The following is a 14,845-nucleotide window of genomic DNA, read 5'->3' as shown; positions in this document are numbered from 1 at the left end:
CTCTTGTCGGTTTAGGAGAACCCTATCGGCGCACCGGACACATCCTCATCAACCTGGAGGATGAGTTGCCGTTCACAAGTGGCAGTTTCTGCCACTTTTGATACACTTGAGCCATGGTGACTCAACGACAGGCTGCGGCGGCCCTCCGGGCATCCGAAGACTGTGCGCAGTTATACATCCAGTTCGGCAGCACCGACCTGGTGGCCGCGGAGATCGCCAAGCGGATCGGGACTGCCGAGCGCACGTTCTATCGGCTCTTCCCGCGCAAGCGGGACACCATCCGGCCGCTGCTCGACCGGGCCGGCGCGGTGATGGCCGCGAGCATCCGCGAATCAGTGGACCTGTCAGTCGAGCAATCGCTGGAGCAAGCATTCCGCGAAGCGTTCGGTGGAGCGCGGGAGGAGCAGACCCGCAAGCTGTTCCCGCTCATCTTCCGTGATCAGGGCATGTGGGCGGTTGTACTCCAGTCCGTACACGACGGCGAGGCCACCACGCGACCGGCGATCGCCGACCGGCTCGCGGTTCCGGCCGACAGCATCCAGGCGAGGGCGGCAGCCACCATCTTCGTCTCGTCGATGCTCATCAGCCTCGAAATCATGGTGCAGCACGGAGCCGATCCATTCGCAACATTCTCTTCAGTTCTCGCCGCGGCAACAAGCAACCCGCTGCGGCAATCAAAGAAAGGCAGGACCCCATGAATAAGCTCACGGACAAAGTCGCGATCATCACCGGCGGAACCAGCGGAATCGGACTGGCAAGCGCCGAGCTCTTCGTAGCCGAGGGCGCGAGGGTCGTGGTCGGCGACATTCAGGACGACCTGGGCGCAGCGCTCGAGAACAAGCATCAGGGCAATCTGGTCTACATCCACACGGATGTCACGGACGACGCGGCGGTCGAGAAATTGGTCGCCACCGCGGTCGAGAAGTTCGGCAAGCTCGACGTCATGTTCAACAACGCCGGCGCGGCGGGCGATCCTGCCTCTCTGGTGGACCTGAGCGCTGACGGGTTCGACAAGACGCTCGGACTCCTGACCCGGTCGGTCGTCTCCGGGCACAAACATGCCGCGCGGCAGTTCCAGAAGCAGGGCACGGGCGGATCCATCATTTCCACGGCGAGCGCCGCAGCCATCCAGGGTGGCTGGTCGTCGGCCGGCTACACCATCGCCAAGCATGCGGTGGTCGGGGTCGTGCGCCAGGCGACAGTAGAGCTGGCTCCGCTGGGCATCCGCTCGAACGCCATCGCGCCCGGGATAATCATGACCCCGATTATGGCGCGCTCGTTCGGGATTCCTGCGGAGAACGCCGAGGAGTTCGAAGCACTGCTCAGTGAGCGCCTGGCGGACAGCCAGCCGATTGGCCGAGTGGGCCGGCCGGAGGATATCGCGGAGGCCGCTGTGTTCCTCGCCAGCGACTCGTCATCGTTCATCACCGGCGTGACGCTGTCGGTGGACGGCGGCGCAACTGCGGTCACCCAGAGCGGCTTCGCCGGGATCGCAGCCCAAGCGGCGACCGACTTCCAGGCGCGCAGCTAGCCTTCCGCGGTGATGGGCTGTCGCAGGGAAACCTGCGACAGCCCCTCTGCTCTGTGGCTAGTTCGCTCCTACGCTTCGATCACGACTGGCACGATCATCGGACGACGCCGGTGCTGCGTGTTCACCCAGCGCCCGACAGTGCGTCGGATCACCTGGCTGAAGGCGTGCGTGTCGCTGGTGCCGTTCTCGGCCGCCTCGGTCAGTGCCTTGATGATCATCGGCTTGACCGCCTCGAATACCTGCTCGTCCTCGGCGAACCCGCGTGCCTGCACCTCCGGACCGACGATCACCCTTCCGGTCTGGGCGTCGATGGCGACGAAGATGGAGATGAAGCCCTCCTCGGCGAGGATACGGCGATCCTTCAGGTCGGCATCCGTGATCTCGCCGACAGTCGAGCCGTCCACGTAGACGAAGCCGAGGTCCAGCTGGCCCACGACGGTGGCCTGACCATCACGCAGGTCGATGACGGTACCATCTTCGGCGATGATGGTGTTCTCTTCCGGAACGCCCGTCTGGATCGCCAATTGCTGGTTGGCGACGAGGTGGCGGTATTCACCGTGCACCGGCAGCACGTTCTTCGGCTTCAGGATGTTGTAGCAGTACAGGAGCTCGCCGGCGCTGGCGTGACCGGAGACATGCACCTTCGCGTTGCCCTTGTGAACGACATTGGCGCCCAGCTTGGTCAGTCCGTTGATCACGCGGTACACCGCGTTCTCGTTGCCGGGGATCAGGCTTGAGGCGAGGATGACGGTGTCGCCCTTGCCGACCTCGATCTGGTGCTCCCCATTCGCCATGCGGGCGAGGACGGCCATCGGCTCGCCCTGCGAACCGGTGCTCATGTAGACGATGCGGTCATCCGGCAGGTCGGCGGCCTTCTTGGCGTCGATGAGGATGCCCACCGGCACCTTCAGGTAGCCGAGGTCGGCGGCGATTCCCATATTACGGACCATCGAGCGGCCCATGAAGGCGACGCGGCGGCCATTTGCCTGCGCGGCATCCAGCACCTGTTGTACCCGGTGAACGTGGCTGGAGAAGCTGGCGACGATGACGCGACGCGGAGCCTTGGCGATCACGGCTTCGAGTACCGGGCCGATGTTCCGCTCGGGCGAGGTGAAGCCCGGAACGTCGGCGTTGGTGGAGTCCGGCAGGAACAGGTCGACGCCGGCCTCCCCCAGCCTGGCGAATGCGCGCAGGTCGGTGATGCGGTCGTCCAGCGGCAGCTGGTCCATCTTGAAGTCACCGGTGTGCAGGACCAGGCCGGCAGTGGTCTTCACCGCGACGGCCAGGGCATCCGGGATCGAGTGGTTGACCGCGACGAATTCGAGGTCGAACGGGCCGAGCTTCTCGTGCTGGCCCTCTTTCACGCTCAGCGTATACGGGGTGATGCGGTGTTCCTTCAGCTTCGCCTCGATGAGCGCGAGCGTGAGGTTGGAGCCGATCAGGGGGATGTCCTGGCGGAGCCTCAGCAGGTAGGGCACAGCCCCGATGTGGTCCTCGTGCCCGTGGGTGAGCACGATGCCGACCACGTCGTCCAGGCGGTCCCTGATCGGGGAGAAGTCGGGGAGGATCAGGTCGACGCCGGGCTGGGTCTCTTCAGGGAAGAGCACGCCGCAGTCGATGATCAGGATCTTGCCGTCGATCTCGTACGACGTCATGTTGCGCCCGATCTCGCCGAGGCCGCCGATCGGGATGACTCGGAGGGTTCCGGGGAGCAGTGGGGCTGGATCGAAAATGGGAGAGTTCATGGCATCCTGTGTGGTGTTTCGGCCGGTTGGCCGTATTGATAGGGCCGCTAGCCCTCGGTTTAAGTTGTAGTCCGCTCTGCGCCCATCCGGGACTCAGCGGGTGGTGCCCGCGATCTTGGGAAGCGCTCCACCTGCTGCGGCGTTGCGATCCGGGCGGAAGTTGCTGAGGTCGAGGCCCGCGATCTCGCCGACGAGGGCGAGCTCGTCTTCGATCATCGCCGCTTCGGCGTCTTCGGGGCCGACCAGGGGAAGCCGTACTCGCGGTGATCCGATCCTGCCGAGCCCGTGGAGGATGTACTTCGCCGCGACCGTGCCGGGCACGTGGGTCATGACCGCGCGCACCAGGGGTTCGAGCGCCTGGTGAGCCGCCGTCGCGGTGGCCAGGTCGCCGGCGTTGACCGCATCGACGATGTGCCGGTACGGGGTCGCCGCGATGTTCGCCGTGACTCCGACCAGGCCACTTGCACCGATTGCGAGGTGGGGCAGCACGTTGGCGTCGTCGCCGGAGAAATAGAGGAGGTCGGTCTGGTTGAGCACGCGGCTGACCTCGCTGAAGTCGCCCTTCGCATCCTTCACCGCGCGGATGTTCGGATGCTTGGCCGCGCGCAGGATCGTCTCGTACTTGATCGGGATCCCGGTGCGGCCGGGGATGTCGTACAGGATGACCGGAAGGTCCGTGGCATCCGCAATCATGCGGAAGTGGGTGAGAACGCCGGCCTGGGTCGGCTTGTTGTAGTAGGGCGTAACGATCATGACGCCGTCGGCGCCGGCCTTCTCGCTCGCCTGGTAGAGCTCGATCGCGTGGGCGGTCTCGTTCGATCCGCCCCCGGTGATGACCTTGGCCCGCCCGGCGGCGACAGATACAGCGACCTCGACGAGCTTGAGCTTCTCCGGGTCGGTCAGCGTGCTGGTCTCGCCGGTGGTACCGGTGACAACGATGCCGTCGGCGCCGGCGTTGATCACGTCATCGATGTGCTTCTCGACGTCTGCCCAGTCGACTTCGCCGTCAGCGGAAAAAGGCGTGACCAGGGCGACAAGCACCTGGCCGAATGGATTCTCGCGACTCGACACCATTACAGGTTACCGGTCGCCGTAAGCGCGTACTACCTGCTCCGCCTTCGGCGGAATGCAGCGTTACCCCGCAAGCCGACCGAGATCAGGGTGGCACCTGCCATCCCCAGGAGCGTCAGGATCATGAGCATTGCGGAAAACCCAACAGGGGAAGCCGACTCGGATCCCAGGATCACGACTATCAAGACCTCTCCGCTCACCACCCTTTCGCCATCGAGCAGAAGAACGACGATGCCGAACACCGCCACGAGGAGCCACGTGGCGGAGAAGGCGAAACCGATGTACGGGTTACGAGGACGGACCTGGGCCGCCGTGGGCTGGTCATTCATTTGTGGGGGCCACTACCGCCGCGCGTAGCTGAGGTAGCGGTACTGGATCCCGGTTCGGGAGGCGTGCCATCCGCTTTCCGGCTCAGTCGAGACCTGGCGCCAGGACTCGTCGATGGCTGGGGCCGTCGTGTCGCCGTCGAACCGGTCGCGAATCTGCGTCACCTCGAGGCGGTCTGCCCGGTCGATCGCGGACGCGAAGACCTGAGCGCCGCCGATCACCCAGACCGTGCCTGCTTCGGGCTCCCCCGCTGCCAGCGTGATGGCCTGCTCGACCGAGTACGCGACCTCGGCGCCATCCGCCCGCCAGTCCGGGTTTCGGGTGACCACGATGTTGCGCCTGCCCGGCAGCGGCCGGAACCGCTCGGGGAGCGCGTCCCACGACTTGCGCCCCATGACCACGGGACTGCCGAGTGTCAGTTCTTTGAAATGGGCCAGGTCTTCCGGCACGTGCCAGGGCAGCGCGCCATCGCTGCCGATGATCCCGCCCTCGGACTCGGCCCAGATCAGGCCGACGCCTGGCTGCGTCATACGGCTACGGCGGCGCGGATGGCCGGGTGGTGCTGGTAGCCCTCGACCTGGAAGTCCCCGAAGGTGTAATCGAAGATGCTGTCGCGCTCCGTGGTGATGCGCAGCGTCGGAGCCGGGTACGGCGTGCGGGTGAGCTGCTCGGTGACCTGCTCGACGTGGTTGTCGTAGATGTGGCAGTCTCCGCCGGTCCACACGAAGTCGCCGACCTCGAGCCCGGTCTGGGCTGCGACCAGGTGGGTCAGCAGGGCGTAGCTGGCGATGTTGAACGGGACCCCGAGGAAGAGGTCGGCGCTGCGCTGGTAGAGCTGGCAGGACAGCTTGCCGTCCGCGACATAGAACTGGAAGAACGCGTGGCACGGAGCGAGCGCCATGTTCGGGATGTCTGCCGGGTTCCAGGCGGAGACGATCAGGCGACGCGAGTCCGGTGTCTGCTTGATGGCCTCGATGACCTCGCTGACCTGGTCGATCTGCTCGCCGCTCGGGGTCGGCCAGGACCTCCACTGCACGCCGTACACGGGGCCCAACTCGCCAGCGGCATCCGCCCACTCGTCCCAGATGGTGACGCCGTTCTCGCGCAGCCAGCCGACGTTGCTCTCACCGCGCAGGAACCACAACAGCTCATAGGCGATCGACTTGAAGTGCACCCGCTTCGTGGTGATCAGCGGGAAACCCTCAGCGAGGTTGAAGCGCAGCTGGCGGCCGAAGACGCTCCTCGTGCCGGTTCCGGTGCGGTCGGACTTCTGCACTCCGTTGGCCAGCGTGTCACGGAGGAGGTCTTCATAAGGCGTCGCGATGGTCACAGGTCCCACATTACCGCCGGGCCGCCGACGAAGGGCCCAGCGGCGCCGGGCCCGACCGCGATCAGCTCCGGCCCTGCCGTTCCAACGCGATCGCCCGCCGGATCGAATGCCGAGCACGACGGCGATCACCGCTGGCATCGTAGGCCAGCCCGAGCCTGAACCAGGCACGCCAATCATCCGGATGCTCTTCGACCTCGCTGCGGTAATGCGGGAATTCGGCGTCGGCGGCTGCACGCTCCGGGCGACCGCTGCTGCGCTTGGGCAGGTCGTCGACGGGCAGTTCGCCCTCGTCACCCAGCCGGTCCGCCAGCTTCTCGCTGCGCAAGCCGAACGCCAGTTCTGCAACCATCGCCCAGGCGCCGATCAGGGGAAGCACCAGCAGCGCAACGCCGACGCCCCTGGCCAGCAGGTCGTCCGCCGAGATCAGGCTGAAGGACAACTGCGCAACCGCCACCAGGTAGAGCAATAACAGCGCGGACATGACGATGACGCCCAGCTTGGTGCTCATCGGTCGCTGGTCCGTCCTGGGGTCAGGTCGATCAGCGATTCCAGTCCGACAACCACCCCGCGGGCGTCCCTTGCTGCGGCCAGGCCGAGGAGGATTCCGGCTTCATACGACTGCGGCGACGTGGTCTCGTGGCGCAGGGTTACGAGCTCTCCCGCCGCGCCGAACATCACGTCCTGCCTGGCGATCACCCCGCTCATCCGCACGCTGTGGATCGGAACGCTCGACACCTGCTGGCCGCGAGCGCGCTGGTCGGTGTGCGGCGCGGCTACCGGGCCGAGCGATGCGCGGGCGAGCCCGATGAGTTCAGCGGTGCGCACGGCTGTGCCGGACGGCGAATCGACCTTGCCTGCGTGGTGTGCCTCGATGATCTCGATCGAGTCGTAGAAGCGGGCGGCCATTGCGGAGAACGCGCTGACCAGCGCAGAACCCAGGGAGAAGTTCGGGATGATGACCACGCCGACCTCCGGAGAGCCCTCGAGCGTTCGGCGGAGCGAGACGATGCGCTCGCTGGACCAGCCAGAGGTGCCCACGAGCACATTCATGCCCGCGGTGATGGCATGCTCGACAACCCGCGGGCTGACCGCAGGATGCGTGAAGTCGACGACGAGGTCGGCGCCGTCCAGGTCACTGAGCTCACTGGTGGACGACAGCGACGCGACCACCTCGAAGTCCGCTGAATCGTCGATGAGCTGCGTCACCAGCCTGCCCATGGTTCCTGTCGCGCCGGCGACGGCGACCGTGGTTGTCATGGGCCCCAATCTACCAAGGGCAGGGCCCGCCAAGGGCAGGGCCTGCCAAGGGCAGGGCGCCGCTCGGGTCAATAGGGCTGGTCGACCGGCATGCCGGTGCGCAGTTCCACCGGAAGGTGTCCGAGGTCGTTGTGGGTCACCAGCTCCGGTGACTTGACCGACCGGACGCGGATGATCGTGAGGCCGCAGTTCGCCTGGTTGATGCCCATCCAGCGCCAGGCCGGTGCCTCGAATACCTCGCGGACGAACCAGCCGATCACGAAATTGTGCGTGATCAGCAAGGAGTGCCGGTCTTCGATCGATGGGGTCATCCACTCGGAGACCGCATCCGTCATCTGGGCCTTGCCAGCCTCGATCTGAGCCTCGGTCACCGACCCGAAGAAGGACTGGAAACCGGCAGGCATGTCGGGCGTCGGGCCGGAGGGGATGCAGTCGAAGAGAAGGGCCGACGGAATGGATTGCACAGCCGTGAGGCTCTCGGTGACGATACCCGCGGTGGCAGCGGCGCGCTGCAGGGGCGAGTGCCACACACCAGTGAAGGGGACGCCGCTCAGCCGATCCGCGATCAGCTTCGCCTGCCGGGTTCCCCGCGGTGAAAGCGGGCCGTCCGGCAAGCCGTGTTGGGCGTCCTGCTGCTCGCCGTGGCGAACCAAGTAAAGGAAATGAGACATCGTTGTCCTGGTTTCAGCCGCTGAACGCGGCAAGGGTGCTTTCCTCGACGCTACCAACTGCTGCCATCGAGATCGGGTGGGCGGCCAACTCGGTGGCCAGGTCCTGCACTTCGCGGGCTGTCACCAGGGACAGCCGACGGAGGGTTTCATCGAGGTCGATGAATTCGCCGAGGGTGATCTCGGCGCGCCCCAGCCGGGACATGCGGGTGTCCGAGTCTTCCAGGGCGAGGGCGGATGCTCCTCCCATCTGCCCGACGGCGCGCTTCATCTCGTCGTCGCTGACGCCGTGCTTGCCGAGGCGGCGGAACTCGTCGATCATGAGCTCGGCGACCTGGGCGGCCTTTGACGGCGAGCATCCGGCATACATGCCGAACATCCCGGCATCCGAGTAGCTGGGCGAGAACGAGTAGACGGAGTATGCGAGCCCGCGCCGCTCGCGGATCTCCTGGAAGAGGCGGGAGGACATCCCGCCGCCGAGGATCGAGTTGAGCACCGACAGGGTGTTGCGCCGAGAGTCTGTCGCGGCCAGTCCCGGGACGCCGATCAGGAGGTTCGCCTGCTCGATGGGCCGCTGGACGACCACCAGGTCGCCGCCCTGACTGAACAGGTCCTGCCCGGCTTCGCGGCGGGCGACCGGCGACGCTTCCACCGAGAGGTCCCACCCTGCGCTCAGCAGTGACCGCTCGACCTGCGCGACGATGGCGTCGTGTTCCACCGCGCCGGCCACCGTGATCACGAGGTCCTGGGCGCGATAGTTCTCCCGATAGTGCGCCCAGACGGCGTCCCGCGACACGGCATTGATTGTTGTCGGGTTCCCGCCGATGGGGCGACCGAGCGGATGCGCTCCGAACACCACTTCATACAGGCGCTCGTTCGCGACATCGGTGGGGTCGTCATCCGCCATCGCCAGCTCTTCCAGGATGACGCCGCGCTCGTTCTCGAATTCGTCCCGATCGAGCAGGGATGAGGTGACCATGTCGGAGAGCACCTCGACCGCCATCGCCACGTCTTTGTCCTGCACTTTGGCGTAGTAGCAGGTGTACTCCTTCGCCGTCATGGCGTTGTGCTCACCACCGACGGCGTCGAAGCTGACCGCGATGTCGAGGGCGCTGCGGCTGGCCGTGCCCTTGAACAGCAGGTGCTCCAGGAAATGGGTCGAACCGTAGGTGTCCGGATGCTCGTCGCGCGAGCCGACCGCGACCCAGTAACCGATGGTCGCGCTGCGTGCGCCCGGGACCTGTTCGGTGAGGATGCGGACCCCGCTGGGGAGCACGGTTCGACGAACGAGCGAGTCCCCGGATGCCGTGAAAGAGAGTTCTGGAGTGTCGAGGGGGAGCTTCGGTGCGCCGTTCATCAGACCGAGCCTAGGGCACCCAAAGCGTGCTCCTGGTCGGGTCAGAACACCTGCAAGAGCCTCGATGACCCCAAATTGTCCCCCGTTTATGAGGACAAACAACTCTGTCTGTCCCCCAAGCGAATGCTAAAGTTCTAACCGTTGAGCAATCAACTCCACCACCCGAAGGTGGATGCACCAGCCCGAGTCGGATACCCCTCCGAACCGGGCGCACAACCCGAAAAGTACAACAATCGCGAACCCGAATCGCGCAGGTGCCTGGAACGGTATGCCCGTACCGAACCGACACCGACCAACGGCTCGAGAACACCTAGCCGAACTGCCCAAGGGAGTCACGCTGTGACGGTTATCGACAATGTCACCGCACAGCGTGACCCCGCAGCATCCGGAGGCAACTCCCCGAGTACATCCGGGGGCGCACCTGACGCCGCTCCCCACGGTGGGGTGGGCGCCAAAGACCGGATCATGGCGACCGCGAACGAGTTGTTCTATCACGAGGGCATCCGCGCGGTGGGCGTCGACCGCCTGATCAGCGAATCGCGGGTCACCAAGGCGACGTTCTACAAGCACTTCGGCGCCAAGGAGACCCTGGTCGTCGGCTACGTCAATGCTCGGCACGACACCGCGCGTGAGCTGCTCGGCGAGCTGGTCGCCTCCTCGGCCACCACCGAGGACGCCATCCACGCCATCGTCGACAACATCGTCGACCAGGTGCGCAGCCGCCGATTCCGCGGGTGCGCGTTCATCAACGCCGCCACTGAATTCCCGGACGGCCACCATGTGGTCCGCGAGGTCGTCGCCGCACACCGGGACTGGTACACGGCATTCGTGGCAGACCTGCTCCGGCGTCTGGGCCACCCCATGCCGGGTGACGCGGCAGACGAATTCATGCTGCTTCGCGACGGCACCATGTCGGGCGGATACGCCAGCGACCCGATCGCGGCAACCGCAGCCCTGCAACGGTGCGTCAGCCGCCTGCTGCGTGAATCAGGTGCACGCGAAACAGGCAACTGATCTGAGCGTGCCTCACCGCGAAAGGCGGTCGAGTTCCGATGTCTGCTGCCGGGTGAGTTGAAGCCTGACGGCTGCCATGACGTCGTCCACCTGGTCCGGGCTACTCACGCTGACGATCGGCGCCGTCACATTCGGCCTGGTCAATAACCAGGCCACCGCGGCCGCTGGCATCGTCACGCCCAGTTCTGCGCCGATTCTCCCCAGCGCGGTGATCAGTGCCGGCCAGCGCTTCGGTGGCAGGGAAGTCTCGATGCCCTGCCTCCTCAGTCGAGCCACCTCGTGCTTGGTGTGCGGCCTCCCGGCAAGTACACCACCAGACAGCGGCTGGCGCGGCATGAACCCGGTCTGCTGAAGGGCCGCGATGCGCGCGACCTCGGGCTCGTACAGCGCGCGATGGGTAAGGCTGTACCCGCCCTGGATCGCCACCAGCGGCGATATCTCCGACTGTGCGGCGATAACGCGGGCCTCGATCAACTGGTCTGCCGTTGGGGCGGAGGCTGCGGCGTAACGCACCTTGCCTGCCCGGACGAGGTCGTCGACTGCAACCAGCACCTCGTCAGCCGGCGAGCGCGCATCCAGCCGAATGGACAAGAGGTCCAGATGATCCGCCTTCAGCCGGATGAGTGATGCATCCACTTCCTGAACAATGGTCCGCGTCGGGTCCTGGGACAGATCCTGGTGGTCCCCGACAGTCGTCCCGACCATCACCCCGGTGTGCCGACTCCGTCTTCTCTTCCAGTTGCCCACCGCAAGTTCCGCTCGTGCGTCTTCGTGCGAACCCGTTGCATCGATGAAGTTGCCACCCAGGTCGATGAACCGTTCGATGACGCTTGCTGCGCCGCGATCATCCACCGACCGACCGAAAGTTCCGGACCCCAGGGCGAGCGGGAACAGGTGCAGCGCCGACTGCCCCAGGCGCCTGCCCCACAAGTCGAGCCCGTGCGGCGACTGGGAGGCCGGGAGTACGGCGTTCGGCAGCAGCGGTGTTGGCGCGGTCAGTGTGCTGACCGCCTGCAGGCGCGGTTCGGTCGGCTTTGAATCCACAGCACCCTCGCTTCGTTATCTAGCAGAGTGCCCGGGGTAACCGTCGGGTGGCCATTCGCTGGACTGGCACGACGATCGCTTCGGGTGAGCACTCGTCATTAATGGCGAGAGTAGTCCGCGGTACCGCGTTGTGTACGCGGAATTGGCGAATCGTTACTTTTCTCGAGGCTCAGCGCTCGGAGGCGCGGTCGAGGATGGAAACCTGGTGGCGGGTGAGAGCGATCTCGCCCTGCCCGGCCAGCTCGAGCAGCTGCTCAGCGCTCTTCACCTGGATCGCCGTCGCCATCACCGCGGGTTTCGTCAGGGCCCAGGCGATCGCGATGCGCCCAGCGGACTCATCCTGCTCGGTCGCCACCTCGTCGATCGCATGCAGCACCCTCGTGCCCACCTTGCCGACGTGGTCCAGTGCTGCTTCGAAGAGCGGGGACGACGGCTGGTCCTCCTTGGTTCGGAAACCGCCGGAGAGGAAACCGCCCGCCAGGGGAAGCCTGGCCACGACGCCGATGCCGAGTTCATCGACGACGGGTGCCAATTCGCCTTCGAACTCTGTGCGCTGCATCAGGTTGTACGCGACCGAGATCAGCCTGACCGGTGGGTAAACGGCGGTGTCGGCAAGTTCATTGATGTCGCGAAGCCTGGCCGCCGGATACCTGCTCACCGCCAAGTACCGCACCTTGCCGGAGCGCCGGAGCATGTCAATCGCCTCGAGCGTCTCATCTATCGGCGTCGCCTCATCGATCCCATCCAGCGTCAGGAAGTCGACGTAGTCGGTCTCCAGCCGCTGCAGTGACCCTTCCGTCGCGCGCACCACATTCCGGGCGGACAGCCCGGGTGAATCCGGGTGCCGGCCGATCTTCGTGGAGAGCACCACTCGACTGCGGTCGGATAGACCAGCGAGCCAGGCGCCGATCATGACTTCGCTGCGGCCCCCCGCATAGTGGTCGGCTGTGCTCACCAGGTTGCCGCCATAGTCCGCCATCGCGTCGAGGATTCTGGCCGTCTCCTCGACGCCGGACGCCCACCCGAAAACGCTGCCATCGACGGCGAATGGGTGCACTGCGATGTCGGTCCCCGGTACCTTGCGCAGTCGGACGTTCACCGATCACCGACCTCGGTCGATGCTGCGAGCATGTGCAATGGCTTCCGGTGTGTCACTGAAAACCCTCCCCGCGTTCTCAAGCCGGCTCAGCGCGCCGAGTGCTGTCAATACCCGCCCATGACCGGGACGGATACCGGAGAGTAGCACGATGATCCCCCGCCGTTCGAGACGCGAAATGGCATCATCGAGCATGGCCGCGCCGGTGGCGTCGATAGTACTCACGCGACTCATTCTCAGGATGATGACCGAGACATCCGTCACCTGGGTGAGTTCCAGAAGGAAGCGATGGGCTGCCCCGAAGAACAGCGGCCCGTCCAGGCGGAATGCGATGATGTCGCGCTCGAGCGGCTCACCCGCCCTGCCCCCTTCATCCAACGGCACCTGCTCCAGGTAGGCCGCCCGCGACACCGACCGGAGGGCCAGGAGGGCGGCGACGATGAGACCGACCACCACCGCCGTCACCAGGTCGATCGCCACGGTCACGCCGAAGGTGAGCACCAGCACAATGGCGTCACCTCGCGTCGATCCGAGGATGCTGCGGATCGCGCCCACCTGCACCATCTGGATGGTCACCGCCAGCAGCACCCCGCCGAGCGCCGCCATCGGGATGGCGCCGACCACCGGAGCTGCCACCATGACGAACACCAGGAGGATAACCGAGTGGCTGACGGATGCGAGCCTCGACCGCGCCCCGCTCCGCACGTTGACCGCAGTCCTGGCGATCGCCGCCGTGGCCGGGACCCCGCCGAAGAATGGGACGACCAGGTTCGCCAGCCCCTGCCCGAGCAACTCGCGGTCGGGGTTGTGGTGCTCACCCACCGTCATTCCATCGGCGACCGTCGCGCTCAGGAGGCTCTCGAGGGCCGCCAGGGCCGCAATCGCGAATGCCGACGGCAGGAGCGCGGCCAGGAGGTTCGGGTCGAAGAAGCCCGCATCCGCCGCCGGGATCCCAGCCGGAAGGTTTCCGATGATCTCGAGATCGAAATTCAACCACTGTGTCAGCGCCGTGGCGATCGCCACCGCGACCAGTGAGAGCGGAATTGATGGCTTCCATCTGGCACCCAGGAGGATAACCGCTGCAACGCCGAGCGCGATGAACAGTGGCACCGGATCCGGGTCGGCCAGGTAGCGGATGACCGCGTCGGCCGCCACTGCCCACACCTGGGCCTGGTCGCCAGCAGCAACGCCGAGCATGTTCGGTACCTGTTGCAGGGCGATGACCACGGCGATGCCCGCGGTGAACCCCTCCACCAGAGAGGTCGGCAGGTACCGCACGTACCGTCCGAGTCGTGAGACGGAGAGCCCGATCAGGATCACGCCGGCCATCAGCCCCACCTGCAACAGTCCGGCCGCGCCGAACTGGTGCACCACCGGGATGAGCACGACAGTCATCGCACCGGTTGGCCCGGAGATCTGCACATTGCTGCCGCCGAAAACGGCGGCGATGATGCCGGCGATCACCGCTGTGGTGATGCCCGCCTGGGCACTGAGCCCGGATGCCGCTCCGAATGCGAGGGCAAGTGGTAGCGCGACGATGGCGACGGTGAGGCCGGCAAGGAGGTCTCGCCCCGGCGCCTGACGCGCTCGCGCGAAGTCCGCCTTCCCCGGCAGCAGGCCGACGAGAAAATGTGCCTGGGCCCCGAGTCGTCGTCTCACTGCTTCTGCTCTTCGCCGACCTCGAGTGCGGCAAGGAGGGAACTCGAGGTCTGAAGTGAAGCAACGATCAACTCGCGTGCGGTGGCCAGCAGTGCGGCGATGCCGGGGTTCTGCACCGAGTAGTAGATCGTGTTGCCGTCGCGCCGGGTGACCACGACGTCGGATCGACGCAATACGGCGAGCTGCTGAGACAAGTGCGAGAGGTCGACGTCGAGCGCCGCCGCCAACTCCCCGACCGACCGCTCGGCCTGCACCAACAGCTCAAGCGCCCTCACGCGGACCGGGTGGGCAAGCGCCCGGAACAGTTCAGCCTTGACCTGCGCGATGGGAAGGGACGATTCGACCATCCTCCAACTATATAACTATTCCTATAATTTGTTAAATAGTCGAGAAGACCCGCTGGCATTGCCGGGTCGATAGTGGCACGGTTGAAGGGTGTCCGAATCGCAGAAGGTAACCAAGCAACCGGCCCTGACCACGGCATCCGGAGGCATCTGGCTGGTCGTGGCGGGGATCATCGCGTTGTTGAGCCTGATCCTGCTGTGGCTCATGCGGGAGCTGGAGCCTCTCGGCGCATCCGTCACCGGCATGGTGATCATCGTCGTTGCCTACCTGGCCATGCTGGCCATCAGGTACGGCGTGCGGGCGCCACGGGTACGGCTGTGGAGCCTCGCCATCCTCACCATCGGCATTGCCATCACGTTCATGACGGTCGCCATCATCATGGTTTACGCGGCCTGACGCGC

General features: G+C 65.7%; 17 protein-coding genes. 4 read left to right on the top strand and 13 right to left on the bottom strand.

Annotated elements, in window-relative coordinates; translation table 11 throughout:
• The first annotated feature begins 113 nt into the window (after nt 1-113).
• Nucleotides 114-698, top strand: coding sequence for a hypothetical protein (locus ACX3PH_RS08870; protein ID WP_459091574.1), 585 nt, complete (start codon nt 114-116; stop codon nt 696-698).
• Nucleotides 695-1,531 (top strand): SDR family NAD(P)-dependent oxidoreductase, encoded by an 837-nt coding sequence (locus ACX3PH_RS08865; protein ID WP_459091572.1) that lies wholly within the window; start codon nt 695-697, stop codon nt 1,529-1,531. Before ACX3PH_RS08870 ends, ACX3PH_RS08865 begins: the two co-directional genes overlap by 4 nt.
• Nucleotides 1,532-1,599: 68 nt before the next feature.
• Here ACX3PH_RS08865 and ACX3PH_RS08860 read toward each other — a convergent pair whose 3' ends face one another.
• The 9 genes from ACX3PH_RS08860 to ACX3PH_RS08820 all read right to left on the bottom strand — a co-directional run bounded on the left by ACX3PH_RS08860 (nt 1,600) and on the right by ACX3PH_RS08820 (nt 9,286).
• The gene (locus tag ACX3PH_RS08860) at nt 1,600-3,276 is read right to left on the bottom strand and encodes a ribonuclease J (RefSeq protein WP_459091570.1); all 1,677 of its coding nucleotides are present in this window, start codon (nt 3,274-3,276) and stop codon (nt 1,600-1,602) included.
• Between the two features lie 93 nt (nt 3,277-3,369).
• The gene (dapA, locus tag ACX3PH_RS08855; RefSeq protein ID WP_459091568.1) at nt 3,370-4,350 is read right to left on the bottom strand and encodes a 4-hydroxy-tetrahydrodipicolinate synthase; all 981 of its coding nucleotides are present in this window, start codon (nt 4,348-4,350) and stop codon (nt 3,370-3,372) included.
• A 29-nt stretch (nt 4,351-4,379) separates the two neighbouring features.
• Complete coding sequence (locus tag ACX3PH_RS08850; protein ID WP_459091566.1) at nt 4,380-4,676, bottom strand: hypothetical protein; 297 nt, start codon at nt 4,674-4,676, stop codon at nt 4,380-4,382.
• Between the two features lie 12 nt (nt 4,677-4,688).
• A complete protein-coding gene (locus ACX3PH_RS08845) occupies nt 4,689-5,204 on the bottom strand; it encodes a dihydrofolate reductase (protein WP_459091564.1) in 516 nt (171 codons plus the stop codon).
• Nucleotides 5,201-6,004: a thymidylate synthase gene (locus ACX3PH_RS08840; protein WP_459091562.1), complete on the bottom strand. Its 804-nt coding sequence runs from the start codon at nt 6,002-6,004 to the stop codon at nt 5,201-5,203. The genes ACX3PH_RS08845 and ACX3PH_RS08840 overlap by 4 nt, the downstream gene beginning before the upstream one ends.
• A gap of 61 nt (nt 6,005-6,065) precedes the next feature.
• Nucleotides 6,066-6,512 (bottom strand): hypothetical protein, encoded by a 447-nt coding sequence (locus tag ACX3PH_RS08835; RefSeq protein ID WP_459091560.1) that lies wholly within the window; start codon nt 6,510-6,512, stop codon nt 6,066-6,068.
• Nucleotides 6,509-7,261 carry a 4-hydroxy-tetrahydrodipicolinate reductase gene (gene dapB, locus ACX3PH_RS08830; RefSeq protein ID WP_459091558.1) on the bottom strand — a complete coding sequence of 251 codons (753 nt, stop codon included), beginning with the start codon at nt 7,259-7,261 and terminating at the stop codon, nt 6,509-6,511. The genes ACX3PH_RS08835 and dapB overlap by 4 nt, the downstream gene beginning before the upstream one ends.
• 68 nt (nt 7,262-7,329) lie before the next feature.
• Nucleotides 7,330-7,932 carry a histidine phosphatase family protein gene (locus ACX3PH_RS08825; RefSeq protein WP_459091556.1) on the bottom strand — a complete coding sequence of 201 codons (603 nt, stop codon included), beginning with the start codon at nt 7,930-7,932 and terminating at the stop codon, nt 7,330-7,332.
• Between the two features lie 13 nt (nt 7,933-7,945).
• Entirely contained in the window at nt 7,946-9,286 is a 1,341-nt protein-coding gene (locus ACX3PH_RS08820) for a M16 family metallopeptidase (RefSeq protein ID WP_459091554.1), read from the bottom strand.
• Nucleotides 9,287-9,625: 339 nt separating this feature from the next.
• Between ACX3PH_RS08820 and ACX3PH_RS08815 the strand changes: the two genes are divergently transcribed.
• A complete protein-coding gene (locus ACX3PH_RS08815; RefSeq protein ID WP_459091552.1) occupies nt 9,626-10,300 on the top strand; it encodes a TetR/AcrR family transcriptional regulator in 675 nt (224 codons plus the stop codon).
• Between the two features lie 12 nt (nt 10,301-10,312).
• Here ACX3PH_RS08815 and ACX3PH_RS08810 read toward each other — a convergent pair whose 3' ends face one another.
• From ACX3PH_RS08810 to ACX3PH_RS08795, 4 genes are all read right to left on the bottom strand, one after another.
• Entirely contained in the window at nt 10,313-11,344 is a 1,032-nt protein-coding gene (locus ACX3PH_RS08810; protein WP_459091550.1) for an aldo/keto reductase, read from the bottom strand.
• A gap of 169 nt (nt 11,345-11,513) precedes the next feature.
• Complete coding sequence (locus tag ACX3PH_RS08805; RefSeq protein ID WP_459091548.1) at nt 11,514-12,443, bottom strand: aldo/keto reductase; 930 nt, start codon at nt 12,441-12,443, stop codon at nt 11,514-11,516.
• 3 nt (nt 12,444-12,446) lie between these two features.
• The gene (locus tag ACX3PH_RS08800) at nt 12,447-14,099 is read right to left on the bottom strand and encodes a SulP family inorganic anion transporter (protein WP_459091546.1); all 1,653 of its coding nucleotides are present in this window, start codon (nt 14,097-14,099) and stop codon (nt 12,447-12,449) included.
• The gene (locus ACX3PH_RS08795; RefSeq protein ID WP_459091544.1) at nt 14,096-14,446 is read right to left on the bottom strand and encodes an ArsR/SmtB family transcription factor; all 351 of its coding nucleotides are present in this window, start codon (nt 14,444-14,446) and stop codon (nt 14,096-14,098) included. Before ACX3PH_RS08795 ends, ACX3PH_RS08800 begins: the two co-directional genes overlap by 4 nt.
• Nucleotides 14,447-14,534: 88 nt before the next feature.
• Between ACX3PH_RS08795 and ACX3PH_RS08790 the strand changes: the two genes are divergently transcribed.
• Nucleotides 14,535-14,840 carry a hypothetical protein gene (locus tag ACX3PH_RS08790; RefSeq protein ID WP_459091542.1) on the top strand — a complete coding sequence of 102 codons (306 nt, stop codon included), beginning with the start codon at nt 14,535-14,537 and terminating at the stop codon, nt 14,838-14,840.
• The last annotated feature ends 5 nt before the right edge of the window (nt 14,841-14,845 follow it).

Source organism: Homoserinimonas sp. A520, assembly GCF_054489245.1.
This window is presented reverse-complemented; position numbering and strand designations above follow the sequence as displayed.